The following is a 26,282-nucleotide window of genomic DNA, read 5'->3' as shown; positions in this document are numbered from 1 at the left end:
GTGTTTGGATGTACGAAAAAGCGAAGGAACAGCAAAAACGTAGATCCAAAGTGTGTTTGGATGTACGAAAAAGCGAAGGAACAGCAAAAACGTAGATCCAAAGTGCGTTTGGATGTACGAAAAAGCGAAAGAACAGCAAAAATGTAGATCCAAAGTGCGTTTGGATGTACGAAAAAGCGAAGGAACAGCAAAAACGTAGATCCAAAGTGCGTTTGGATGTACGAAAAAGCGAAGGAACAGCAAAAACGTAGATCCAAAGTGCGTTTGGATGGACGAAAAAGCGAAGGAACAGCAAAAACGTAGATCCAAAGTACGTTCGGGTGTACGAGAATGCAAAGAATTAGCAAAAACTTTATCTCCATTAAAGCTTGTATGGAAATAACAACAAGTACACATTCACTAAGAGTGTCTAACGGCAAATAGAACCCAGAAAATTTCTCTTCTATCAGATTTCTTAAAATAGTATAATAGATTCATAAAAAGGGGGAGTAGGAATGAATTTACCACAACCATTACAACCGTATGCTGATGCTTTAGCCAAGACGAAAAAAGTATGTCTTACTATAAAAGGAAAAAGAGAGAAGACAACACCGTTGCAAAGTAAATTTGCTGGGAATCCCTATTGGTTAAAATCTGATCCTTATCCAACATCCAAAAAGGGGGAACCACTTCGCTTATTAGCACAAATTAACTTCAGTGAAATAGAAAAAATTCCTGACTATCCTGAGGAAGGTATTTTACAGTTTTTCGTGGCAGATGATGATGTATATGGATTGGACTTTGATGACGGGACGAACCAAGATACCTTTCGCGTTGTTTATCACGAGAGAATTGAAAGTGATCCCTCAAAATGGATGAGTGACTTTCCTGTTTTCGACGAGGATGATCAGTACTTTCCTGTAAAAAATGAATGTGCCTTGTCCTTTGAACGTTCAGATGAGCTGATGTCGTCTGGCGATTATCGATTTAATGTCTTGACGAGCCTCGATACCTTATTGGATAGTGACGATGATGAGGATTTTGATACATACAATGAGACCGTAGAAGCATATGATGAAATAGCAAGTGGACAAGGTTCCAAATTGGGAGGCTATCCTTTTTTCACCCAAGAAGATCCACGGGGATATGGAGATGATCCAACTTTTGATACGCTTTTATTACAAATTGACACCGACGATGAAATGGGTATCATGTGGGGAGACTCAGGTGTCGGCCATTTCTTTATTGCTTTGGAGGATTTAAAGAAGAGGGATTTTTCGAAAGTCCTTTACAATTGGGATTGTTATTAATTTACCGATTATATTGAATGGATTGGATGAGAAAAAGGTGGACAAGTCGAGGAGTTGTTCCTCTGCCTGTCCGTTTTTTTATAATTCTCAGCCGATTAGTTTTTCAAAAGCAATCCTTTTGCTTCCGTTTCCCAAATAAATGACCCCACAATATGTAAAGTTATTTTTTTGCAAAAGTTTTTGCATAGACGAATTTTGATCATGTGTATCAATTTTAATGCTGTTGACTCCTCGATCAACACACATTTTTTCCACGTTTTTCAAAACCTCAGATGATATACCTAAACCCTTGTGTTGAGGGGCTACAGCGAGTCGATGGATAACAGCATATTGTTCATCGCTTAGCCACTTACCGTCATAAATCTGATTATAGGTTTTTTCGCCATCGAAAGAAATTGCAGCGGTGGCGACAATTTGGCGATCTTTTACTAATACATAGCTATATCCATGTTGCATATCATTTTTAATTGTTTGGACATTGGGATAATTATCTTGCCACTGATCTATATGGCTCTCTTTAAAATATTGTTGAGCCTGTTTGATAATATCCATAATTTGATCAATATCTTCTTCTGTTGTTTTTCTAAACTCCATATTATTTCTCCATATTAAAAATTATGATCTTTCTGTTTTGCATAGGAAATTTCAGGTCTAAGCTTATGGGTGAATTCTAAAAGCGTGTGTAACGTCCAGCTCCAGTGCCTGTGACTTGGGCAGTAGGGGAGACAAGCACGCAGATACACGTTTATCGGCGTTTAGAGGAGGCGACGAACTTAGTCGTTTCTCCTCTGAACAGCCGTTTAACGCTATTGTTCTTTAAATTGCCCAGTCACCATTTCGGAAAATCGGAACGACTGTACCATCTTGTTTAATGCCATCAATATCCATTTTGTTAGAGCCGATCATAAAATCAACATGAACGGTAGATGTATTCATACCGTGTTCCAATAGTTCTTCCTGACTCATTTTTGTTCCACCTTGAATGGTCGTAGGATAAGCGGAACCGATTGCTAAGTGATTAGAGGCATTTTCATCAAATAATGTGTTGAAAAATATAATGTTAGACTGGGAAATAGGCGATGGATCTGGAACTAAGGCCACTTCGCCTAAGCCTGTTGCCCCTTCATTATCTTGGACCAATTTCTTAATTGCTTCGTCTCCCTTTTCAGCAGAAATCTCGACGATTTTCCCGTCTTTAAAATGGACTTCTATGCCTTCGATCAGAGTACCAGCATAGCTTAAAGGTTTCGTACTGCGCACGACTCCTTCCATGCGATGGGTATCAGGAGCTGTAAATACTTCCTCTGTCGGCATGTTGGCAATAAAATCTTCACCCTTTGGATTATAGCTTTCAGCACTTGCCCAAATATGATTTTTCGGTAAACCTAAGGTTAAATCCGTTCCAGGTGCTTTATAATGGAGGGCATCAAATTGAATTTCATTTAAGATTGCGGCCTTTTCATTCAATGTCTTTTTATGCTTATCCCAAGCAGCAACAGGGTCCTCTTCATAGACACGGCAAGTTTTGAAAATTTGATCCCAGAGGGCATCCACTTGTTCTTCAGAAGTGGAGAGATCAGGGAAGACGTGGGCTGCCCATCCAGCTCCAGCAGCAGCTGCTACTGTCCATTTTAAATCATCATTTTGCGTAGCGATGCGCTGAGCCTTAAACGCTTTACCAGCTACATTTTGATAAGCAGCGACTTTCATTGGATCTACCTCATTTAGTAATCCTGGATCACTTGATACAATAGATAGCCGGCTCACACGGTGGTTTAAAACATGGTCTTCAGATTCTTGAATTTCGTAATCGGGAATATCGGTTAGGACCTCTTTGGGTTGATGCAAGTAATGTAATTTGCTGATTTCATCATCAGACCATTTGATAATCACCTTTTCAGCTCCTAATTGATAAGCTTCTTTTGTAATCAGGCGGGCTAATGGTGCCTGATCAACTGTAATGGTCATTTTCACCCAATCACCAGGTTGGACATTAATTCCTTTTGCCACTAAAAGCCTTGCATACTTCTGCAAATTTTCCTCAAAATTCGGTAAAGTCATTTTATAACCTCCAATGTTTGATTGGTTTTCTTTAAACGATTACAAGGTCGATGAAGATAAGGGAATCATACGGATGGGATCAAATAAAAGATAACCCTATTATGTATATTAACAACCATACGACATTATACTCTACTTTTTTCACTAAATATACTACCTTGTTTGCAAATAAGAAAACAAATAATCCCGTATCGTTTTAAAATTAATACGGGATTATCGGAGTTTCATTTCCTTCCCCATCGGGAATTGAAAGAGTTTTTTTATTTTAGGAAATCTGGGTTTAAGAAGTTTGGATTAGGGTAGGTATAAAATCCTTCTCCAGTTTCTCTTCCAAGTTTTCCTTTATCGATATACTCTGTTTTTAGTAATTCAGCCAGTTTTTTGAATGCAGGATCACCCGTTTTTTCAGCCTTTGCTTGCGTAATATTATAGGCTGTTTTAATTCCAACAACATCCAAAATAGCAAAAGGGCCAAGTGGGGCTCCCGTACCTACCATCCACGTTTTATCAATGGTTTCAGGATCTGCCACTTCTTTCACTAATAGCATTTGGGCTGCATCCAATAGAGGAACAAGTAAAGAGTTCAAAATATAGCCAGGTTGTTCTTTATGTAATGGTAAGGCAACCATCCCAATGGCTTTAGCAAAGTCAATCACTTTATCGAACACCTCTGTATTGGTTCCGGGATGTTTCATGATCTCAGCTGTATTGTTTTTCCAAATTTCATTGGCGAAGTGCAACGCTAAAAATCTTTCTGGTCGCCCAGTTGATTCAGCAAATTGACTGGGAAGTAATGTAGAGGAATTCGTTGCAAAAATTGTCTCTGCAGGAGCAACTTTTCCTAATTTCTCATAAAAATCTACTTTTATTTGAACAACTTCTGGGATAGCCTCAATCACTAGGTCAGCATCTGTTACAGAATTTGCTAGATCAGAGTAAAAAGAAATGCGATTATAAGCTTGATCCACCTCATCTTGGGTTGCTTTGAGATCCTCTAGATAACGTTGTTTTAATTTAGCTATTCTTTCCTTAGCTTGTCCAATTACTTCATCATTAATATCATATACAGATACATTGAATCCTTTAAAAGCTGTTTGGAAGGCGATCTGACTTCCCAAAACTCCACTTCCAGCTACCGTAATGTTTTTAAAATCCATTATGCATTCTCCTTTTTTCTTTCCCTTGTTCCCCGAACTGAATCCTTCAAAACTCTGTATTAAGTGTGTTCTTTCCTATAGACACTCATCCATCTGCGAAGGGAAGGGGGGATATAGCACTAGTTTGGTTTAAAACGAAATTCAAAAATGATTCTTATTTACTATATAAGTATAGCATTGTTTGATTCCTTTGCATATTTTTTGGACTCTCTTGCTATGATGGTTTTACTGCATACATGTCCATCGTTCGGAGGAAATGAAAATAACTGTGGAAGGGAGAATCGTGATAGATAAAGAATGAACATAAATTTTCACACATGAATCATCCAAACTCTGAATAGCAATAAAGGACAAGGGTGAAAATGTCTGGCATTTTGATCGATTTTTCCCCTTCATTTTGCTTTGAGAGGGTGTGGAATAGAATGATTCAAGCCATTTTGGAGTTGTTTACGACCGTGGAAAAGGCGGAGGCGATGTTAGCTAATCCTATCATCGAACTTATATTCATGGCTTTATTTATTATATTTATTTTGACTTTAGGGATCCACTTGTTTTTGTATATGAAGCTTCGAAAGATACGAAATCATGTAAAAGAAACGAATCGATTGGATATGGAGCCACTCCGAACTTTTAAGGAACAGTTTGAAAAAAGACAAGAGGTAGATCCAATCAAAGTAGAAACATTCGTGCAAGAGCGTTTTTCAAGCTGGCGTTTATGGAATATCCCTGTTGTCGGTCTGATTAAAATCGTGCAAATGACGGTATCGGTTTTTATCTTACTTGGTGTGTTGGGGACTTTTATTGGGTTAACAATCTCTTTAGGTAGCATTCAAACAGCCGAAGATCAACTCGTCGAAAATGTAACAGGTGTATTATCAGGCATTGATGTGGCATTTTATACAAGTATTGTTGGCATGAGTTTTTCCCTTCTAATGACTTTACTAGTTAAACTACTAAATACAGAATATATGTTAACCGATATTATGTTAATGGTTGAAAGTCAATTGGAGGGCTATGAGCAAAATGGTATGGGACGCCTTATTCAAGTCTCAGAAACAATCAATCAATCGATTATAAATCTGCAGAAAACCAATCAACAATCTCTTCAAAATATGGAAAAAGCCTTCACAGGTTTTCAGGAATATACAACAGGCTTACAACAATCTGCAAGGGATTTAGCAGCCTTTAATGAAGGACTTTCAAGCAATTTGCAAGATTTTCAAGAACTGTTTCAGCAAATGAAAATGATTACGGAAGGCTTTCGTGAGGGGACAACCGAACTTAATAAAAATTTTACAGCTTTATTTGCCTATTTTAAAAAAGCGGATCGACGAAATGAGCGGATGGCAACAGCTTTTGAACAAACATATGAAAAAATGAAGAAAACTGCAAATGTACAGATTCATACACTTGCCCAATACGGAGAATCCGTTGGTGAGCTTAAAGATTTCACAGGTACCCTTTTAGATGAACAGTCGAAGATTCGAAATTCAATCGATAAAACGATGCAAAAAAGCGATGAATTAGTGAGAAAAATGAATGCACATAATCAGGAATTTAAACAAATTTTTGGAACGGATGTAACTGGAAAACTTGCTGGGATTACGAATCATTTAGGCAAACTATCACAGGAATTTGATCAACTTGGAAGTTCCATTGTTCAATTGCCCAATGCTCTAGAGGTAATCAACCAAACACAAAATGAATATAAACATCTACTGTCAGACCGTTTTCGTGAGCTTGAGGATTTTAATCGAACATTTAGTGAGCATTTAAAAGATCATTCCACACAATCCGCTACATTTGAACAGAATTTGCTGAAAGCATCGCGGACATATGAGCAAATGGGAAGCAAAAATAATCAGGTGATCACCGAGATGAATGCTGTCTTATCGAAAATGAACCAGTCATTTCAACAGCGCGAGCATCAGTTAGATGTGGGAGTAGATCTTTTAAAAGAAACTCTTTCAAATTATGTATCTAATTTAGAGGGAACACTTGGGGGGAAACTGGAACAGGTTGCTCGAAATATTGGTGATTCTATTGAATTGACTACTAATACGATGAGAAAGGAATTGACAGAAATACGTAGGGGATCGGAAGACATTCAACAGAATAGTTTTCGGTCGATCCAACAATTACTACAGGAGCTAGGGCAGGAAATTCAAACATTTAATCGGCAGATGAATTCTATCAATCGTTATGGTCAGGAAGCGGTCCATGTTAATAGTGGGTTAGGGTTGAGCCGTAATGACTACTAAATACATGCGTCTCTTTAAAAATGAGCAGGAAGATTCCCATTTTTGGCCCTCGTTTACAGATTTATTGACGACCATTTTATTGTGCTTCATGTTAATTTTTATCATCATGATGGTGATAAAATCACTGCAGATCAAAGAAATGAAACAGACGATTGATCAAATCATGGGGGTTCGCTCCCAATTGGTGAATGAGTTGAAAGCAGAATTCCAAGATTCCTCGGCCGGAATTGAGGTCGATGAAAAAACGGGAGCAATGATTTTTAATACAGAAATTCTCTTTTCTTACGATCAGTCGGAATTAAGACCAGCATCACTAGAGTTCTTAGATGAATTTGTTCCAAAGTATTTAGACGTGTTACTTAAGAGCGGTTATGAAGATTATGTTGCTGAGATTATTATTGAGGGACATACGGATCGTGATGGCCCCTATTTATATAACTTAAGACTAGCACAAGACAGAGCATATAGTGTGGCAGATTATATTTTAAGTGATGATTTTCCTTATAAAGAAATTCAGAGTCAGTTAGAAAATAAATTAACCGTTAACAGTAAATCCTATACGGATTTTCGAACGAATGAACAGGGAGAATATAGTGCAGATGAATCACGCCGAGTAGAATTTAAATTTCGGCTGAAAGATGAAGAAATATTAAATAAAACAAGGGAGCTCTTGGGAAAATAACATAAGAAAAGCGCAAGCGCCCGTTTAGCGACGTACAAACTTTTTAGGGGCCTGACGAGATAAAGGAAACACAGTGAGCCTGAAAGGCGAGCTGATGTTGACTTATCGTAGGAAGGCACCGAAAGTTTGCTAGTCGCTGGGCGCTGGAGCTAGATCCGGCATTAGCCAAATTTTATACTTTTATCCTACAAAAAACGCCTGAGAACGTTTTTCTCAAGCGTTTTTTGTGTTTACTAACTTTATATCATTAAACTTATTCGACAAAAATGTAATAGAATTGAAATATAAATGTAATGGAAAAAAAGCCTAAATGTCGAATGATGATGTTATAATGAGACCAAACATTATGTACCAGAACTTTTATACTAAAAGTAACATTCTATTGAGTTAGTCTTTTAAAAAAGAGAGAATACCTCATTACATAACCTTTTCATTCTATTAAAGAAAATCATTAAGAGTTTAGGGAGAGAAAAATGAAAAAGAAACTACTATCTATCTGTTTAACGTCTGTCATTGGGGCAAGTGTGCTATTTTCGACTTTTTCTAGTTCCGCCGTGTATGCAAATGAAGAATTAGATCAAAAGATTGAGAAGAAAAAAGAAGAAATCTCGACTCTACAACAACGGGAAGAGGAAATGAAAGAACTCGTTGAAAAGCTGGATGCTAAAGTAGAAGAAACGAATGCAAAAATTAAAGACCGTGAGAAAGATGTTGCGAAGACCAAAGACGAGGTAAAAGCATTAGAGGAAAAAATTGCGGATGTGAAGAAAAAAATTGAAGCACGCTACAAAATGCTTGAAAAACGAGCTCGTTCCATTCAACAAAGTGGTAATGGGGTGACAACCTATATCGATGTTTTGCTAGGTGCTGAAAGTTTTGGTGATTTTGTCGATCGAACTGTTACTTTAGCCAAGATCGTCGACGCTGATAAAAGTATATTAGACCAACAGAAGGAAGATATCAAAACATTAGAAGATTCTCAAGCACAGCTAAATGATAAGCTGGCTAAGATTCAAACAGAGCTTAAAGAAATTGAAGGATTGAAGGAAGAACTTACATATCAAATCAATGATAAAAAGAGCATGTTGGCTGCTGCAAAACAACAACAAAATAGTGCCAATGCCGATTTAGTCGATTTGGAAAATCAAAAATCGATTTGGTTAGACAAGGAGAAAGAAAAGCAACAGAAAGCGGAAGCGCAAAAGCAAATTGCGAAAGAAACAACTGAAAAGAAAGAATCGTCTTCGGAAAAGAGTAGCGAAGGTAAAACAACTTCAACAACTTCAACAACATCAGCAGCTTCAACAACGGCTGTGAAGGAAGAGAAGGCTGATACTACACCGGCGACTCCCGTCTCTAAGCAGGGATCAGGTGCGATTGAAACAGCGATAAGTACAGGATCATCGATCGTTGGAAACTCTCCTTATAAATGGGGCGGTGGCCGTACAAGTGCTGATATTAAAAATCGATTATTTGATTGTTCATCGTTTGTTCATTGGGCCTACGCTTCAGCCGGAGTGAATCTTGGTTGGTCAACAAGTGAGCTCGTGAATCAGGGGAGAGCCGTAAGTGCCTCAGAAATGAAAAGAGGCGATCTCGTGTTCTTTGATACGTACAAAACAAATGGACATGTCGGGATCTATTTAGGCAACGGCACATTTCTTAATGACAATTCATCACATGGTGTATCGATTGATTCAATGAGCAACAGCTATTGGAAAAGTCATTTTAGTGGTGTTGTACGACGTGTAGTTGAATAATAGAATATCTTTATAAAGCAGGTTCTAGAGCAAATATTTATTCGCTCCAGAACCTGCTTTACTATTTCTTAATTGTTTATCCCGCATTAATTGGCTGTAAGCCCTCACTTCAAGAATTCGCGAAAAACCCAGAATTGTAAGTGGGGGTTCAACAGCTACCAACAGGATGTTGCGAACTTAGCCTTTGATCCTTTAACAATCAGTAGGGGACAGAGGGATGCTGATTAAGATCGCCACAACCGCATCTCTTCGTCTGTGTGCCCTGCGTCCTGCAGGCCTAAACCCCCACTGATTGAGTTTCACTTTATGAATTGTGTAGGTTGTTAGGCTAAGCAGAAAAAACCTTATTTCTACAAAAATCCGCTTTGCAAAAAAGTGTTATTTCTACAAAAAGTGTTAAAGTACAGGGGAAAAATCTTATAATGACAGTGTTTTTGAGCGTTTACTAAAAAAGTACAAAAAATGAATATTGCAGGAAAAATGTAAACGCTTTAAATTGTCAGTAAGCAGGACACATAAAAATGAATTAGAAAACGAAAATGAAAAGAGGAGGAGAATTGAATCGAAAATTGATCATTCATATTAAGATCAGTACATGAAAGGATATTTTTAAGAAGCTGACAATATCCAAACTTTAATTATGATGGAGGGGTCTTTATTGAGAAAGATGACAAAATCTTTAAAGAATTATCTCGTTGGGGGTTTGATTTTCACTTTACTATTTGCTGCAGGCTGCAGTGGTGGAAAAGAAACAAGTCAATCTGGAAAGCAAGGTGATCAAGGGACGACCGATTCCGAGCGAATGCAATTGGAGGTCTTCGTTCCTACGTTTACAACAGAGCCGCCAAAACCAACTAGTCCTGTTATTGAAGCATTACAAGATTATACGGATACAGACATTAAGATGATCTGGGTTCCGAACAGTAATTTAGACGATAAATTTAATATCACCTTATCCTCAGGAGATCTACCGCATATTATGTATGTTCCTAGTAAATCACCTAGTTTTGTCAGCGCGGTAAGAGATGGGGCATTTTGGGAACTCGGCCCTTATTTAAAAGATTACCCTAACTTAAGTCAGGCAAACGAAATTATCTTAAACAATAGTTCAGTCAATGGCGATATATACGGTATTTACCGGAGTCGTGATCTTGGCCGCAATGGTGTGATCATTCGTAAAGATTGGCTGGAAAACTTGGAGTTAGAGGAACCTAAAACCATTGAAGATTTTTACAATATGTTGAAGGCTTTTAAAGAAGAAGACCCTGATGGAAATGGAAAAGATGATACGTACGGGATGGTTGTATCTAAATATGAAGGTCCATGGGACGTGATGCAAACATGGTTTGGTGTTCCAAATAAGTGGGGAGAAAATGATAAAGGTGAACTAGAACCAGCCTTTTTACATGAAAATTATTTGGAGGCCCTTAACTTTTTTAAGAAATTATATGATGAGGGACTTGTGAACGAGGATTTTGCTGTTATGGATCCAGCTCAATGGTCTGATCCTGTTGTTTCTGGCAAGGCCGGGGTCCAAGTCAATGTAGTTGATGAAGGACATCGGATTCAGGAAAAGATCATCGATGCTGATCCTAATAATGAGGATCCAATTACCGTTATTGGTGCTGTGGAAGGTCCTACAGGATTACACAATTTACCAACATCTGGTTATTCAGGAATGCTTGCTGTTTCTAAAACGAAAGTAAAAACAGAGGAAGAACTCAAAAAAGTTTTAACGTTTTTAGATAAGTTGAATGATGAAGAAGCACAAATTCTTGCTGAAAACGGAATTGAGGGAAAGCATTACGAGATCGTTGATGGAGAAATGGAGAACCTGACAAAAGATGATCCTGGATTGCTCTCAGAATTAGATGGTCTGAATCAAATGTTAATGTACCTTCCTGAAGCTAAGAGTTTAACACCTAAGACAACACCGCTTAGAGAGTTAGAGGAAGAAGTAAAGTTAGCCAATGAAGAAATCGTTGTACCTAACCCAGCAGAAGCCTTTATTTCAGAAGTATATTCTAAAAAAGGAACGCAATTAGATAATATTATTCAAGATGCTCGTATTAAGTATATTGTTGGGCAAATTGATGAATCTGGACTGGATGAAGCGGTTGAACTATGGAAAAAGTCTGGTGGAAACGATTATTTAGAAGAAATTAACAAGCTCTATAAAGAAGTAAATAAATAAAGGGTGAAGGAGCAGGTGGTGGGATCACCTCCTGCTTTTATCTACAACAATAAAACAGCAATCATAGCCTGAGGGGGGAGCAAATGCACAACGTAAATCTCGAACAAAGTTCAGGAATCGAACCGCTTATAACGCCTAAGAAAAAGAATGTAATGGCAAAACTAAAAAAGTTTAAATGGCTGTATATTATGTTGTTGCCAGGTGTGATTTATTTTGTCGTCTTTAAGTACTTTCCAATGTGGGGGGTGTTAATTGCCTTCCAAGACTATTCCCCATTTCTAGGGTTTACAGGGAGTACATGGGTAGGATTTGAACATTTTAAAGATTTCTTTATGAATCCTGATTTTACACGTTTATTACGGAATACATTTATATTGGCCTTATATGACCTAGTATTTTATTTTCCGGCACCCATCATTTTATCGCTATTATTAAATGAAATAAGAATTAACTTTTATAAGCGAGCTGTCCAAACGTTAGTCTATGTTCCGCATTTTATGTCATGGGTAATTATCGCAAGTATTAGTTATGTGTTTTTGACAACAAGTGGTGGTGTCGTAAATTCAATTTTAGAGAATGTATTAGGACATAAAATTGATTTTCTTTCCAGTCCAAGTTGGTTTCGCCCCATGATTATGGTGCAAATTATCTGGAAAGAAGTTGGTTGGGGCACCGTAATCTTTTTGGCAGCGCTCGCCAGTGTCGACCAAGAGCAATATGAGGCAGCCATTGTGGATGGTGCTGGTCGATTTCGTCGATTGTGGCATGTCACCTTGCCAGCATTAAGAAGCACGATTGTGATTTTGCTGATCTTACGATTAGGCAATTTCTTAGATACTGGATTTCAACAAATCTATTTGATGTCTAACTCATTAAACCGCGGGGTTGCAGACGTTTTCGATACATATGTCTATTTTGTCGGGATAACAGAAGGTGCATTCAGCTATAGTACGGCAGTGGGACTTTTTAAATCTGTAGTTGGAATTGTGCTGATCGTTGGAGCCGATCGTCTCGCCAAGAAATTGGGACAAGGTGGTTTATTTTAAAAGAATAGGAGGTTGATTCGCTTGCATAAGATGCATAATACAACGGCTGGAAGGATCTTTGATGTTTTTAATTTTATCCTTCTTGGGATACTCGGACTCGCAACGGTTGTCCCTTTTCTTTATATTATTGGTGGATCCTTTGCGACAGAATCCGAGTTAGCAACTAGACCATTCTTTATCATACCGGAGAATTTTACAACTGCAGCTTATCAATACATTTTCTCAACCGATTCGGTTGTTAGAAGTCTAGGTGTTTCTGTATTCGTCACAGTCGTTGGAACATTGATCAGTTTGATTTTAACTTTGACATTTGCCTATCCGTTATCAAGAAAAGAGATGATGGGAAGAAATGTTGTTTTAAACTTAATTTTGTTCTCTATGTTATTTAGTGGTGGAATGATTCCGACGTATTTGCTTGTGAAGGGATTGGGCTTACTAGATTCCTTATGGGCGTTAATTTTACCGTTGGCCATTAATCCCTTTTATGTCATTATTGTCAAAACATTTTTTCAAGAACTTCCACAAGAATTGGAAGATGCCTCTAAAATGGATGGTTGTTCTGAGATCCAGACATTTTGGCGAGTGATGTTACCATTATCCAAACCTGTCATTGCTACATTTACATTGTTTTATGCGGTATTTTATTGGAATGACTTTTTCCAAGCCCTCTTATATATCACGGATACAACAAAGTGGCCGATTCAACTATTGTTACAACAATTAGTCATGGTAGCGAATGTAGGGATTGGTGATATAAGTGAGGCAACATTATATGAACCGCCTGAAGAATCGATCAAATTAGCGGTGATTGTGATCGCGACTGTCCCGATTCTTTTATTCTATCCATTTTTACAAAAGCATTTTGCTAAAGGGGTTATGCTTGGATCTGTGAAAGGATAAGGTAAAGTCAAATTGGGATAATTTAAATGTTTTAGTGAATTTTGTCAACTCTTGTTTTACAATAAGGATAGGATCATAAACAAGGTTGGTGAAATGTTTGCTAAGAAAAATAAAGCTGTTGAACAGTAAAAAGGGGATAAGTTGGCGAAGTCGATATTTTCGTGGGAATTTCATCTTAATCTTATTCATTGCTTCCTTTCCGGGGATCATTTCAGGTTTTTGTTTGTACTGGTTTGGGATTAATCAACTGGAAAAGGAACTGACAAAAGCCCATGAGGATCAGATCGTGGATCGAGCCAATAATATTGCTGATCAATTAGAAGATCTGGAAATTCTGATGTCTCATTGGGCATTTGATCCCCGCTTTGATTATTCGTTAATGGACATCAACTTTGTTAAAGACTTTCTTGAAACAAGAGACATTAGTAAGAAGTTATTAATTTTGCAAGGAAGCAACCCGTTAATCGATAAAGTAGAACTTTATTTAGATCTTGATCAGCCTCTATTATTTAATCCGAATTACAATGTCATTCAAGACCAGAAAGAAAAGCGATATTATCATTCAATCGTAGAGACGAAACAATCTATCCAATGGAATCGCCTACATAAACCGAGTGTTGAAAATAGTAGACAACAGTTAACACTGTCCCATCATATACCGGGGGTTAGCAGTCCGGCGTTTGGAACGATTATATTAACGATTGATCAACATAAGCTGCTCCAATTATTAGAAACATTAACACCTTATAATGAAGGCGTCACGATTTTATTGGATGAAGACCATGAGATTTTAGCATCCTCCAACACGAATGAGTCGTCTGATTTTGTTCACAATATAAAGAATACGGCTCTTAAACAAGGGAGCAAAAAAGGTTCATTTTCTTTAGAATGGGAGAAGGAAAAATACTCGGTATCATTTGGTACGATGAAAAGAATTGGTGGAGAGTGGCTGTACATTTCTGCCGCCCCGATTTCGTCAATTACCTCTCCAATCGTTTTTATTTCTAAACTTATTTTAGTTATTAGCTTTTCTGGCTTGATTTTAGCTATTATTATGACTTGGTTTGCATCGATTCGAATTTATAATCCATTGCAGCGGCTCATGAGAGTATTCACGGTGGACGAACAGGCCGCCGGTATAGACCGTAGCCAGGACGAATTTGACATCATCAAGGAAAACTGGATAAAGGTCACGACTGAAAGTGAAAAATTACAACAGCGTCTTTCTGCCCAAATCCCACAATTGAAACAAAGCTTTCTGCTCCAACTTAGAAATGGCTATTTATACGATTACTCAGAGCAAGAGTTACGTACCCGAATGGAAAATTACGGATGGGACCTTCATGAGCAACAGTACTTATTACTTGATGTGCAGTTAACGGGTATTTATCAATCTGAAATAAAAGAATTAGAGAAAGATGATAGCTTAATCACATTTACAGCTGTAAATATCATTGAGGAATATGTGAAAGATTATTTCGAACAAAGTACGATTGTCAATTATCATAATCGGTCTGTTGGAGTTTTTATTGTTGCCCCTTTACATACAAAATTAAATAAGCAACTTATGGATTTTTCAAAAGGTGTTACTTCTATGATCAACGATATACTGAAATTAAATGTGACGATTACAATCAGTGAAACGATCGACCAAGTGAAAAAAATTCCCTCTTTATTTGAGAATGTAACGATGGGTAGACAGTATCGGAGCTTTGAAAATAGTAATCAATTGATAAATTTACAAGATTTTAATAAAAACGGAAAGCGCTTTAAGGTCGTCTATCCTTTCGAAACGGAGCGAGAAGTAATCCAAGCTGTTAGACGAGGAGAAATAGAAGAAACGGAACGGTTGATTCGAAAATTCCTCAATGAATTGAAAGAAAATGGAATCCAGGAAATTAATATTCAACCAGGGATGCTGCAATTATTTAGTACCATTCAACATGAAATACTTCACTCTGGTATCCATCCCAATGAATTATTTGAAGGAAGAAACATGTTTGATGAGCTTTCAGAGATTAGGGAGCCGGAATGGATGGTCAAATGGATTATCGATGAGGTCATAGCCCCCTATATCCAATTATTGGAGGGACAGTTGGATATAGAAATGAAACGTTACATTGAGAAGGTTGTTGATTATATTCATGAAAATTATAGAGAGGACATTTCGTTAGAGAGCTGTGCTGATGTTGTCGGGACTACTCCTTATACATTGAGCAGATCATTCAAAAAGATATTAAATATAAATTTTATCGATTATGTCACGGAGCTTCGAATGAATAAAGCGAAGGAATTATTAATTAATACAAATATGAAAATTAATGATATATCTGAATGTGTTGGCTATCGCAATAGTTATTTTAATCGGATTTTTAAAAAGCAAGTAGGGGTTACACCCAGTCAATTTCGAAAAATGAAGGCAGCGAAATAGTTCTATGATTTTACGCATATGCGTAGGATAGAGAATATTTGCACTTAGCAAAAAGAGCTAAAATCATAAGGAGTTGTGAACTATGAACACTTCCATCCAAGAGCAGTTTCTTCATCCACCTGAGGAATTTACGCCCATCCCTTTCTGGTTCTGGAATGATCATCTCTCTAAAGAAGAGATTTGCCGACAAATTCATGATTTTCATGAAAAAGGAGTAAATGGATTTGTTTTACACCCAAGAATCGGAATCCCAAAAGAAATTGAGTATTTATCGGATGAATTTATGGATTTTGTAGAAGTCGCTGTGCAAGAAGCGGATCAATTAGGCATGTTTGTTATTTTGTATGATGAAGCAATGTATCCTTCAGGATCGGCCAATGGAAAGGTTGTAAAAGCGAACCCCAAATATGCCAGTCGTGGTTTGAAAATGAGTGAGTATCCTTGTGATGCTAGAATCAGTGAAGTTGTTTTAGCTATAGAGAAAAATGAAAACGTTGTTTCTGTGCAAGCCATTAAAAAGCAATCGGAGTCCGCAATTTATGATCATGAAACTCAGTTACTTGAAGTAAAGGATAGGAAAGTTCAATTTATCTGCCCAGATGACGGAGATTGGTCGATTTTAGTTTTTGTTGAAACATTTTCTCGCGGAACCATTCGTGGTATTCATTTTGGAGAAGATGATGGAGAAGCAAACGCGCCAGCCTCGACCGATTTATTGAATCCAGATGCAGTTAAGAAATTTATTCAAGTGACACATGATACGTATTATGAAAAATTAAAGCGATACTTTGGTCATACGATTATCGCGATGTTCACCGATGAACCCGATATATTAGGCAGAGGTTCATTACGTGGATTAAAGCCATGGACGTATCACTTTCTAGATTTTTATAAAAGAAACGGAAATGCCGAAACCGACTTGCCTTTGCTCTGGTTTGAGGCTGGGGAAAGAACGGCACTTGTTAGAAAAAATTATCGGAAAACCGTGAATGCAAAAATGACAGAATCATACTACTACCCGATTAGCAGGTGGTGTCGTGATCACAACATTGCTTTAACCGGTCACCCGGCCGCCAGTGATGATATTGGTCTGTTAGAACATTTTCAAATACCAGGCCAAGATGTGGTATGGCGTTGGGTGGGCCCAGAGGATGGAAAAGCGATAAAAGGACATCATTCCACTGCAGGAAAATGTTCGGCAGATGCAGCGAGGCACCGGGAAAGGCGGCGGAACCTCAATGAATTTCTAGGTGTATGTAGTAAAGAGAGCGATTGGGCTTTAAGTCCAGGTGATATGAAATGGTATATGGATTGGTTGCTTGTACGAGGAGTGAATCTACTGTGCCCCCATGCTTTCTATTATTCGATTGATGGGAAGAGACGAAGTCATGAACGGCCACCTGATGTAGGACCGAATAATAGTTGGTGGCCTTATTATAAAACATTCGCCCAATATATGAAGCGTTTAAGCTGGCTCATGACCGATAGTACAAATGAAACAGCGATTGCGGTTCTATGTGAAGAGGATTTTCTTCCGTGGAAAATCGTTAAACCGTTGTACGAGAATCAAATCGAATTTAATTATTTAGAAGAATCCCTACTTCATTCCTCCTGCAAGATCGCAGATGGGGTTATTCGGATTGCCAATCAAAAATATGAAGTGGTTGTGATCGAAGCAAGTCACCGTTTAGAAAATTCCGTTATGCAGGCGTTAGAGGCATTTATCGATGGTGGTGGAAAAGTCATTATATGGAATGAGGAAGAAACGATTCAATCCAATCTGCATGCCACTTATATTAGCAAACCAGAAGAAATTTTGCAGGTAATTCCGGCATCGAATCGCAACGAGTTCCACTTAATTCCATGTGATCCATCGATCCGGCTCAGTAAAGTACGGAAAGATCATCTTATTTTTTATTTGCTTGTGAATGAAGGGGAAGACGATTATCAAGGACAAATCTGTTTGAAGGAAGAAGGAAAAGTTGAAAAATGGGATCCATGGAACGCCATGATAGAAGAATGTCCTATGTATGAAGATGGCATGTTGCCGATCAGTCTTTCACGTAGATCATCGATTGTCTATTGTGTTGACCCTAGTCAAGAGTCGGTTATTGAAATAGAGGACTCATTTGAGCCACAGAGAAAAAAATTATTGCTAAATGACGCATGGCAAGTCAAGAATGTACCAGTTGCTCTAAAGGATGGTCTCCTACAGCCATGGAATCATTGGGAAGGAATGAAATTTTTTTCGGGAACCATTATATATGAAAGTTGCTTCGAACTAGATGAGATCGATGCGATCAAACAAATAAAGATCGATTTAGGTGAGGTATATGAAATCGCGAAGGTTGTCGTTAACGAAAAGGAAATAGGAGTGGGAATGTGGGCTCCCTATGAATTTAAGATAGACCCAGCTTTTTTAAAGAAAGGGCGCAATTTTATTAAAGTGGAAGTGACTAATAGTATGGCGAATCAAATGGATCAAGTTTCATTAAGATCAGGTTTGATCGGGCCGATTGAAGTGGAAATCGAAATAAAACCTTCTAATCAGGATCGGGACGATAAGCATCACCTCCGTAAAGCGAATCGTTAAGAGAAGCAATACGGAATCAGTAGAAAAGTAGCGTTTTCAGCCATTAAGATCACCTATATTTGCAAGAAAGGAGTAATAGCTTTTGTTTGAAAATAAACTTTTTAATAACTTCTATCGATTTGGCGAGACTGTGCTCCTTTTACTTTATGTGAATGCCCTTTGGATCTTTTTTACATTACTTGGTCTGATTATTTTTGGCTTTGGCCCGAGTACAGTGGCTATGTATACCATCTTCCGTCATTGGGCGAAGGGAAGAGACGATCTTCCAGTCTTGCAAACATTTTGGGAGACCTATAAAAAGGAATTTATAAAGGCGAATGCCTTAGGAATCATTCTCCTTTTGATCGCTTATATGCTGTACGTGAATCTGAATTTTCTAGAATTAAAGGGGGAATGGCTATCGGCCTTTAGCCATTACATCCTTTTATTAGCGACAGCCATTTATGCGGTGATGTTGATTTATATTTTCCCTGTGTATGTCCAGTATGAGAATAAACTATTTGTTTATTTTAAGAATGCAATCTTAATGGCACTTTATCAGCCATTTCGAACGCTTTATGCGATTGCGGCTTGTTTGACTTTGTATTATTTATTTTTTGTGTTACCTGTCTTTATTTTCTTGATGGGAGCTAGTTTAACGAGCTTCATTTTAATGTGGATCACCTATCGAACTTTTATACGACTGGAGTATAAACAAGCTAAGTTACAGGAAAAACAGGCGTAAAGAAATGAGGAGTGTTAGGAATGGAAAATAAGAAAATCAATGTTTATTTGGCAGGAGATTCAACGGTGCAAACCTATGATTCTAGTAGGGCCCCCCAGGCTGGTTGGGGACAATGTATTGCCGATTATTTTACGGATGATGTGCAATTTTTTAACCATGCGATAGGTGGTAGGAGTTCTAAAACCTTTATAACAGAAGGAAGATTAGAAAAAATAGGTCAAGAGATAAAGGAGGGTGACTATCTATTCATCCAGATGGGCCATAATGATTCTACGAAATCACGCCCTGAGCGCTATACGGAACCTTATGAGGATTATAAGGAATATTTACGACAGTATATAAAAGTAGCCCGTGAGCGAATGGCCATTCCAATCTTAATTACACCCGTGGGAAGGCTCCATTATGTACGGGGGGAATTTCTCGCTGATTTCGGTGATTATTGCAATGCCATGAAGGAAGTGGCTGATGAGGAGGATGTTTTATTAATCGATTTAATGAAAACGAGTATTCAATATTTCACTACCATCGGTTACGAAGAAGTTCACCGATTTTTTATGATTTCGGTTAATGGGGCGGATTGCATCCATTTCACTGAAAAGGGAGCAAATGAAATGGCGAGATTGGTGAGTGAAGGAATAAAAGCTTTAAACATTGAACTTTCCCATTTCGTGAAATAAAAAGGGGGCTTTTATATGAGCTTAGATCAGGAGACTCAACAACTAAAAAATAACAACTTCGTTCTTCAGCCTATTTTGCTTGGAAAGATAGATATCCCTGCTGCTGGGAAAAATACGAAAATGTATGTGGGAGATTTAACAGGCAACGGTAGGATGGATCTGTTGATGGTCCAACCAGATGGGGGAATTGATGATCGCTATATCCCTCATCAAGTCCAATCGATGACCGCCTTTGATTTGGAGGGGCGGATTTTATGGAAAAAAGGTGAGCCTGATCCAGATCCTGGGGGTCCTGGTTCTGATTACCCCGTGCAGATTTACGATATTGATGGGGATGGACAAAATGAAGTTTTATGTGTCATCGATAAGAAGTTTCATATTTTAGAAGGCGCAACTGGAAAGATAAAAAAAGTATACGATTTACCAGACGAATATGCCCATGATTGTATTATTGTTGCAAATTTAACCGGAGGAGAGTTTCCGCAAGACATTATTTTGAAAGATCGTTATCAACAATTGTGGGCAATGAATAAAGATTTTCAATTGTTGTGGACATATACGGGCAATGTCGGCCATTTTCCTTGGGTTTTTGATTTTGATGGAGATGGCCGGGATGAAGTGATGGCTGGTTATGACTTTTTAAACGCTGATGGCGAAAAACTTTGGTCTTGTGCCAATCTAGAAGATCATGCGGATTGCATATGGGTTGGGAAAGTAAATCCCACGATATCAAATGGGTATCAAATTGTCATTGGCGGCAGTGTGACTGTGATGTATGACCATTATGGGAAAGAATTATGGCGATATGAAGGCTCGATTGAATCTCAGCATGTCAGTTTAGGGAAATTCCGCGATGATCTTCCTGGATTACAAATAGCTGGATTGGATCGCATTGTGCGCGGAAATGAAAATGGGAAAGATGGTTTATTTTTGTTAGATGCGAATGGGAAAGAAATTTGGAAAGAGGATCGAAAAACAAAAGGATGGCTTACGATTATCGAAACAATGAGGAATTGGGATGATCACCACCTAGATTATATTTTAGCTTATAGAAGGGGTGGAGGAGTAAATCCTACTTTATACGATGGGGATATGAACCCTGTTGTGCAATTTCCAGAGGATGGGTATGTCGTTCATGCCGACCTCTTTGAGAGTGGATATGAAAACGTGATCATCTATAACGATCAAACTGCTTATATGTATGCGAGTAAACCTATGCAACAATCAAAGCTAAAAGGGAAAGCATTTCAGGAAAAACGACTTTATTCTGTGACCCTGTACCCGGGAGGAGAGTATGTAGAGCAAAAATAGGACAATGTGATGAATTTGTGATGGTTCGGGAAATAATTTCCGTTGATAAAGAGTGTTAAACATGCTATTATATGTAACAAATATATAGCCTTTAAACCGGTCCCGAGAGGCCGAGAAGGACGAGTATATAGATGTGTTTTCTATGTCTATGTTTATCTATGCCCTTTTGTCCTCTGCGACGGAAGGGTATTTATTTTGCTTATTTGAGACAAGCTTAATCTCTTTTAAACAATGTCCTGTGAGGCTTGAAAAGAGAATGGAGATGTTTGTATGAGTGATCATTCAAAATCCATTCCTTCAAACCAGCAAGAATGTTTTTACAACAGAAAATAAACACTGAAGGGTGGAAAACAACATGAACTATCAAAGGAAAACAGTAGTCGCTTCTATGGCAGGTTTGACTTTAGAAGGCATGGATATTATGTTTATTTCATTTGCCATGTCCATGATCGTCGCAGAGTTTCATATTGATTTAGCAACGGGCGGATTTATTTCATCGATTACCAATATAGGAATGCTGATTGGCGGAATCATCTTCGGAATTTTGGCAGACAAGTTTGGTCGTGTCCGAATCTTTACGTATACTGTTTTTTTGTTTGCGATTGGAACAGCCTTAACCGGACTTGCTACGAATATTGAACAAATTTATTTATTTCGTTTCCTAGCTGGAATTGGTGCAGGTGGGGAATATGGCATAGGTATGGCTCTTGTAGCAGAGGCTTGGCCAAAGCATAAACAAGGAAGAGTCTCTTCTTACGTCAGTACGGGAGCACAAATTGGGGTTATTTTGGCGGCGCTCCTTAGTGCCATTATTCTTCCTCATTTAGGATGGCGAGCATTATTCATCGTAGGTGTAATCCCGGTAGTTTTTGCCTTTATTGTGCGGAAAAACCTAAATGAATCGCCAGAATGGCTAGCTGCGCAAAAGGAGAAAAAGACCAGTCTTAAGCAAAAAGAAGGCAAATTAAGTGAGTTGTTTCGTACACCAAGAACAACGATTACTACAATTGCCCTTGCGATTATGGCGACTGTTCAAATAGCGGGATATAATGGATTGATGATTTGGTTACCATCCATGCTGCAAAAATCACAAGGGTTATCTGTATCAAGTTCAGCATTATGGACGATTAGCACGGCTGTTGGGATGATCGTCGGGATGTTGACTTTTGGACAATTTATGGATCGGCTAGGAGCCAAACGATCCTTTGGAATTTTTCTACTTGCGTCCGCAAGTGCTGTCTTTTTATACTCTTTTGCAACGGGGAGTGCTGGGGTATTAATCGGCGGTGCGATTGTTGGCTTTTTCTCAAATGGAATGTTTGCGGGATATGGTGCCTTGATTAGCCACTATTATCCTGTCCATATTCGCAGCACAGCAACAAACACGATTTTTAATTTCGGTAGGGCTTTAGGCGGTTTCTCACCTATTCTTGTTGGCTATCTCTTGCAAAACTATAATATGATGACCGCAATGGTGTATTTGGCCGCCTTGTATATTATCTCGTTTATTGTCATGCTTAGTCTTAAGCAAGGAACCTCGCAGTCTACCGAATTGTCTGCGGCATAAAATGAGGCTCACAGGATGTGGGGGCAGAACGGTGGATTGTCATTGCGCTTTGCCGTTCGTCCGTAAAACGGGCGCTTTTGCTTTAGAGGAGTATCCTTAGGTCGTTTCGACAAACTGGATACTCCTTTTTTGATGCAAAATAGGGGAGAAGTCGTGAAATCTTTATTCTTCCTCCGCTGGTTTTCCCCTTGTCAGTTTCTCAAAATCTCTCAACTCATTATTCTTAAGGTCTGTTACTTGAAAGGGATTATCTGTTTGCTTTTTACCACCCCGTATCCCCATTTGCCGGCTTCCTGTTCCTGTAGGATCATTTAAAATCCCCTCATATTCACCATCAAAATGTGGATCAGAATTTGCATCAATATTGCGCTTCTCATCAGGCATCACAGTCAGCTCCTTTCCTAAATATAGGTTAAGATATAGTAGGAAAAATATACATGACATATTGGTGCTTTTTTGCTTTTTTCTTCTATATGATTGAAAATGGAATCTAAATCAGCATGATTAAGGGAGATGAGAATATGTTTGTAGCTGGACAGAAGGAAATGCAAGCTATGGATCGATATACAATGGAGCATATCGGTTTACCTGGGACCGTTTTAATGGAAAATGCTGGAGCAAGAATTGTCGAAGAAATAGTAGCCAGTACTCCTCATCCTAATCCGCGGATCATGATCCTTGTTGGTGGAGGGAATAATGGTGGGGATGGTCTTGTCATTGCTCGCCGACTCTTTGATTTGGGACTTAAACCGATCGTCTGTTTATTAGTCGATCCCACCCGAATGAAGGGGGATGCCAAAGTACATTGGAATGTATATAAGAATCGTGGTTTTCCTATTTTTAATGTTTACAAAGAAGACTTAGACAAGCTTCGAGATAAAATATCTCAAGTTGATATTATCGTAGATGCCATACTCGGAACAGGTGTAAGAGGTCCGGTTAGAGAACCATTGGCAAAGATTATCGAGATAGTGAATCAATCTGCCAATAAAAAAACAATCATTTCCGTTGATATCCCATCGGGTGTTTCAAGTGATGACGGAAGTGTGGAGGGGGGAGCCATCCAAGCAACAGAAACAATTAGCTTTGTCTTTCCGAAAAAAGGTTTTTTCTTACAAGATGGGCCGCAATATATAGGAAAGTGGAAGACGGTAGATATTTCAGTCCCTCCATCCATTGTCGCTAATTTAGGATTAAACATGCCCAGGCTTTTGACTGAATCACTTATTCAAGCTTCGCTTCCGAAACGGCCTGGGGGAGGTCATAAGGGGACATTTGGTCATGTTCTTGTACTCGGTGGTTCACGTTCTTATGTTGGAGCTCCGCTTTTTGCAGCGAAGGCAGCCTTTTGCACTGGAGCTGGGCTTGTTACATTGGCTGTACCGGAAAATATTTATCCATTGATAGCTGGGCAGAACCCAGAATACTTATATCTTCCATTAAGTGAAAAAGCGGGCCATTTAGCTGATCAAGCGATTGATCTGTTATCAACAAGAGTAGCCCAATTCAATACAATCGCCCTAGGTCCTGGAATAGGCCGTTTTCTTCATGGGGAAATGTGGATGGAATCCCTCTTTTCGATCCTAACAGGACAATCTGTTGTAATCGATGCAGATGCTTTATATTTGATGCGGAATCAGTTGGACTTGCTTCATACTTACGAGGGAGATATTATCCTCACACCACATCCCGGTGAAATGGCAACTATGCTGAAATCTTCTATACAAGATGTGGAAAAAAATCGTTTAGAAATAGCCGAAAACTTTGCGAAAGAACATCGAATTTATTTAGTTTTAAAGGGGCATCGGTCGATTATTGCTACCCCTGATGGAAGAACATTTATCAATCCGCATGGCCATGATGCTTTAAGTAAAGGTGGAAGCGGTGATGTATTGACAGGCATGATTGCATCATTTTTGGCTCAAGGAGCATCAGTTGAAGAGGCCATTATCACTGCCACCTATTTGCATGCCAAGGCAGGAGAACAACAAGCGGAGAGTTTGTCACGGTATGGGGTCACGCCACTGGACTTAATCGAAGGGATTCGCAGACAATTAAATGAAGTGATGTAGAAAAAATGAGCTAAGGAAATGCCTAGTGTTATGACCATTTATTCACAGAAATGAATGATGTTCACACTAGGTATTTTTCTTTTCCCAAATTTCAAGGATCAAATGGATGAACAAAGTATAAACGGCTAAAGGGGGCACCTCAATCGCCACGCCTTTGTGACTTGCGTCCTACAGGCCTAAGGTTGTATGTTTAAAAATATTTTAACAAAAAATGGTTGAAAAATTTCAGAAAATCGCATACAATGAATCAAAGTTATTAAATCCAATGAGTTTAATGGGTTTTATAGAAAGGGGATCTCATATTGCCACAGACAAATCAAACTGATTTAGCATTGATTCACAGAGAGTTAGAGAAAAATCATCAAGAGGTCATCAATTGGAGAAGGTACATGCATCAGCATCCTGAATTATCTTTTCAGGAGACAGAAACAGCTAAGTTTATTGAAGAAAAGTTACTCTCTTTTGATTTAGAGGTCAAAACAAATATTGGAGGTAATGGACTCATTGGTATTCTTAAGGGAGAAGAAGCAGGACCAACGATTGCTTTAAGAGCTGATTTTGATGCACTCCCCATTCAAGATGAAAAAGATGTACCGTATAAATCCAAAAATCCTGGAGTCATGCATGCATGCGGTCATGATGGTCATACCGCCGCATTGTTAGGGACAGCACAAGTTTTAAGTCAATTTCGTAAAAATATAAAAGGAAATATTGTTTTTATTTTCCAACCTGCAGAGGAACTGCCACCTGGTGGGGCGAAATTTATGATTGAGGATCATGTATTAGATGGTGTAGATTATGTATTCGGTGCCCATTTAGCATCTGACCTTCCACTGGGGCAAGTGGCAGTTGGAGAAGGATTTACTTCAGCAGCAGTAGATAAATTTGAAATTACGATTAAGGGAAAAGGCGGTCATGGAGCAAGGCCTCATGAAACGATAGATTCCATTGTGATTGGCAGTGAAGTTGTCAATGCCTTACAAAAAATCGTCAGCCGAAAAGTGAATCCATTACAATCCGCCGTTGTGACGATTGGGGTTTTCCAAGCTGGAAATGCGTTTAATGTGATTGCGGAAAATGCTAGAATCGAAGGCACAGTCCGTACATTTGATGAGAAAATAAGAATGCAAGTGAAAGAGGATATTCATTCAATTGTTAAAGGCATCACATCTGCGTTTCAAGCAGACTTTTCCATTGATTATCTTCTAGGCTATCCGGCTCTTTATAACCATAAGCAAGAAACAGAGCTTGCGAGAACCCTTTTTAAGGAAGAATTTTCAGAAGAAGCAGTCATTGCTTTAGAACCTTCCATGGGGGCAGAGGATTTTTCCTACTTCTTACAAGAAAGACCAGGTACCTATTTTAGAGTGGGGAGTCGGAATGACAACGAACAGACGCATTATTCCCATCATCACCCTAAATTTGATTTTGATGAGCGAGCTTTACTTAATATTGAAAGGTCTTTTGTAAAAATTATCGCTCACTATTTATTTTAACGATAAACCTAAGTAAACAAAGTGGAGATATGATTTTCAGAAGTTTTTTTCGTCTTAAAAA

The 26,282-nt window shown here is 38.4% G+C and carries 19 protein-coding genes; 15 read left to right on the top strand and 4 right to left on the bottom strand.

Features of this window, described 5'->3' with window-relative positions:
• Positions 1-494: 494 nt before the first annotated feature.
• Positions 495-1,289 carry a YwqG family protein gene (locus KI363_RS10910; protein WP_158324365.1) on the top strand — a complete coding sequence of 265 codons (795 nt, stop codon included), beginning with the start codon at positions 495-497 and terminating at the stop codon, positions 1,287-1,289.
• Between the two features lie 87 nt (positions 1,290-1,376).
• On the opposite strand, the gene KI363_RS10905 is transcribed toward KI363_RS10910, so the two are convergent.
• The 3 genes from KI363_RS10905 to KI363_RS10895 all read right to left on the bottom strand — a co-directional run bounded on the left by KI363_RS10905 (position 1,377) and on the right by KI363_RS10895 (position 4,507).
• Positions 1,377-1,883, bottom strand: a complete 507-nt coding sequence (locus KI363_RS10905) for a GNAT family N-acetyltransferase (RefSeq protein ID WP_158324364.1) — start codon at positions 1,881-1,883, stop codon at positions 1,377-1,379.
• A gap of 222 nt (positions 1,884-2,105) precedes the next feature.
• The gene (locus KI363_RS10900; protein WP_158324363.1) at positions 2,106-3,350 is read right to left on the bottom strand and encodes an aminopeptidase; all 1,245 of its coding nucleotides are present in this window, start codon (positions 3,348-3,350) and stop codon (positions 2,106-2,108) included.
• Between the two features lie 260 nt (positions 3,351-3,610).
• Entirely contained in the window at positions 3,611-4,507 is an 897-nt protein-coding gene (locus tag KI363_RS10895; RefSeq protein WP_158324362.1) for a 3-hydroxyacyl-CoA dehydrogenase, read from the bottom strand.
• Between the two features lie 422 nt (positions 4,508-4,929).
• On the opposite strand from KI363_RS10895, the gene KI363_RS10890 reads away from it, so the two are divergent.
• The 12 genes from KI363_RS10890 to KI363_RS10835 all read left to right on the top strand — a co-directional run bounded on the left by KI363_RS10890 (position 4,930) and on the right by KI363_RS10835 (position 22,653).
• The gene (locus KI363_RS10890; protein ID WP_212966318.1) at positions 4,930-6,768 is read left to right on the top strand and encodes a MotA/TolQ/ExbB proton channel family protein; all 1,839 of its coding nucleotides are present in this window, start codon (positions 4,930-4,932) and stop codon (positions 6,766-6,768) included.
• Positions 6,758-7,450: an OmpA family protein gene (locus KI363_RS10885; RefSeq protein WP_212966317.1), complete on the top strand. Its 693-nt coding sequence runs from the start codon at positions 6,758-6,760 to the stop codon at positions 7,448-7,450. Before KI363_RS10890 ends, KI363_RS10885 begins: the two co-directional genes overlap by 11 nt.
• 473 nt (positions 7,451-7,923) lie before the next feature.
• Positions 7,924-9,210, top strand: a complete 1,287-nt coding sequence (locus tag KI363_RS10880; protein ID WP_212966316.1) for a coiled-coil domain-containing protein — start codon at positions 7,924-7,926, stop codon at positions 9,208-9,210.
• A 667-nt stretch (positions 9,211-9,877) separates the two neighbouring features.
• Positions 9,878-11,404, top strand: a complete 1,527-nt coding sequence (locus KI363_RS10875) for an extracellular solute-binding protein (protein ID WP_212966341.1) — start codon at positions 9,878-9,880, stop codon at positions 11,402-11,404.
• A 152-nt stretch (positions 11,405-11,556) separates the two neighbouring features.
• Entirely contained in the window at positions 11,557-12,450 is an 894-nt protein-coding gene (locus KI363_RS10870; protein ID WP_281414105.1) for an ABC transporter permease, read from the top strand.
• A 12-nt stretch (positions 12,451-12,462) separates the two neighbouring features.
• Positions 12,463-13,350: a carbohydrate ABC transporter permease gene (locus KI363_RS10865; protein WP_246516833.1), complete on the top strand. Its 888-nt coding sequence runs from the start codon at positions 12,463-12,465 to the stop codon at positions 13,348-13,350.
• A 97-nt stretch (positions 13,351-13,447) separates the two neighbouring features.
• Positions 13,448-15,781: an AraC family transcriptional regulator gene (locus tag KI363_RS10860; protein WP_246516832.1), complete on the top strand. Its 2,334-nt coding sequence runs from the start codon at positions 13,448-13,450 to the stop codon at positions 15,779-15,781.
• 82 nt (positions 15,782-15,863) lie between these two features.
• Positions 15,864-18,374: a glycosyl hydrolase gene (locus KI363_RS10855; RefSeq protein WP_212966315.1), complete on the top strand. Its 2,511-nt coding sequence runs from the start codon at positions 15,864-15,866 to the stop codon at positions 18,372-18,374.
• An 82-nt stretch (positions 18,375-18,456) separates the two neighbouring features.
• Positions 18,457-19,098 (top strand): YesL family protein, encoded by a 642-nt coding sequence (locus KI363_RS10850; protein WP_212966314.1) that lies wholly within the window; start codon positions 18,457-18,459, stop codon positions 19,096-19,098.
• Positions 19,099-19,118: 20 nt separating this feature from the next.
• Positions 19,119-19,775, top strand: a complete 657-nt coding sequence (locus tag KI363_RS10845) for a rhamnogalacturonan acetylesterase (RefSeq protein ID WP_212966313.1) — start codon at positions 19,119-19,121, stop codon at positions 19,773-19,775.
• Positions 19,776-19,790: 15 nt separating this feature from the next.
• Positions 19,791-21,086: a hypothetical protein gene (locus KI363_RS10840; protein WP_212966312.1), complete on the top strand. Its 1,296-nt coding sequence runs from the start codon at positions 19,791-19,793 to the stop codon at positions 21,084-21,086.
• Positions 21,087-21,441: 355 nt separating this feature from the next.
• Positions 21,442-22,653, top strand: coding sequence for an MFS transporter (locus KI363_RS10835; RefSeq protein ID WP_158323245.1), 1,212 nt, complete (start codon positions 21,442-21,444; stop codon positions 22,651-22,653).
• Positions 22,654-22,815: 162 nt separating this feature from the next.
• On the opposite strand, the gene KI363_RS10830 is transcribed toward KI363_RS10835, so the two are convergent.
• Positions 22,816-23,037 (bottom strand): hypothetical protein, encoded by a 222-nt coding sequence (locus tag KI363_RS10830; RefSeq protein ID WP_158323246.1) that lies wholly within the window; start codon positions 23,035-23,037, stop codon positions 22,816-22,818.
• A gap of 137 nt (positions 23,038-23,174) precedes the next feature.
• Between KI363_RS10830 and KI363_RS10825 the strand changes: the two genes are divergently transcribed.
• Both KI363_RS10825 and KI363_RS10820 read left to right on the top strand, forming a co-directional pair.
• Complete coding sequence (locus KI363_RS10825) at positions 23,175-24,725, top strand: NAD(P)H-hydrate dehydratase (protein ID WP_212966311.1); 1,551 nt, start codon at positions 23,175-23,177, stop codon at positions 24,723-24,725.
• 302 nt (positions 24,726-25,027) lie between these two features.
• A complete protein-coding gene (locus KI363_RS10820; RefSeq protein ID WP_373306774.1) occupies positions 25,028-26,221 on the top strand; it encodes a M20 metallopeptidase family protein in 1,194 nt (397 codons plus the stop codon).
• Positions 26,222-26,282 lie beyond the last annotated feature (61 nt).

Origin of the sequence: Lederbergia ruris, assembly GCF_018332955.1 — a bacterium.
Taxonomy (GTDB): Bacteria; Bacillota; Bacilli; order Bacillales; family Bacillaceae_C; genus Lederbergia; species Lederbergia ruris.
The sequence above is the reverse complement of the archived record's forward strand: the minus strand, read 5'-3'. Positions and strand labels throughout refer to the sequence as shown.

Coding starts and splice junctions, on each gene's coding strand:
- KI363_RS10845 (WP_212966313.1), top strand. CDS start 19,119: ATGGAAAATAAGAAAATCAATGTTTATTTGGCAGGAGATTCAACGGTG.
- KI363_RS10905 (WP_158324364.1), bottom strand. CDS start 1,883: ATGGAGTTTAGAAAAACAACAGAAGAAGATATTGATCAAATTATGGAT.
- KI363_RS10875 (WP_212966341.1), top strand. CDS start 9,878: ATGACAAAATCTTTAAAGAATTATCTCGTTGGGGGTTTGATTTTCACT.
- KI363_RS10830 (WP_158323246.1), bottom strand. CDS start 23,037: ATGCCTGATGAGAAGCGCAATATTGATGCAAATTCTGATCCACATTTT.
- KI363_RS10910 (WP_158324365.1), top strand. CDS start 495: ATGAATTTACCACAACCATTACAACCGTATGCTGATGCTTTAGCCAAG.
- KI363_RS10855 (WP_212966315.1), top strand. CDS start 15,864: ATGAACACTTCCATCCAAGAGCAGTTTCTTCATCCACCTGAGGAATTT.
- KI363_RS10900 (WP_158324363.1), bottom strand. CDS start 3,350: ATGACTTTACCGAATTTTGAGGAAAATTTGCAGAAGTATGCAAGGCTT.
- KI363_RS10895 (WP_158324362.1), bottom strand. CDS start 4,507: ATGGATTTTAAAAACATTACGGTAGCTGGAAGTGGAGTTTTGGGAAGT.
- KI363_RS10840 (WP_212966312.1), top strand. CDS start 19,791: ATGAGCTTAGATCAGGAGACTCAACAACTAAAAAATAACAACTTCGTT.
- KI363_RS10870 (WP_281414105.1), top strand. CDS start 11,557: ATGGCAAAACTAAAAAAGTTTAAATGGCTGTATATTATGTTGTTGCCA.
- KI363_RS10835 (WP_158323245.1), top strand. CDS start 21,442: ATGAACTATCAAAGGAAAACAGTAGTCGCTTCTATGGCAGGTTTGACT.
- KI363_RS10880 (WP_212966316.1), top strand. CDS start 7,924: ATGAAAAAGAAACTACTATCTATCTGTTTAACGTCTGTCATTGGGGCA.
- KI363_RS10825 (WP_212966311.1), top strand. CDS start 23,175: ATGTTTGTAGCTGGACAGAAGGAAATGCAAGCTATGGATCGATATACA.
- KI363_RS10890 (WP_212966318.1), top strand. CDS start 4,930: ATGATTCAAGCCATTTTGGAGTTGTTTACGACCGTGGAAAAGGCGGAG.
- KI363_RS10885 (WP_212966317.1), top strand. CDS start 6,758: ATGACTACTAAATACATGCGTCTCTTTAAAAATGAGCAGGAAGATTCC.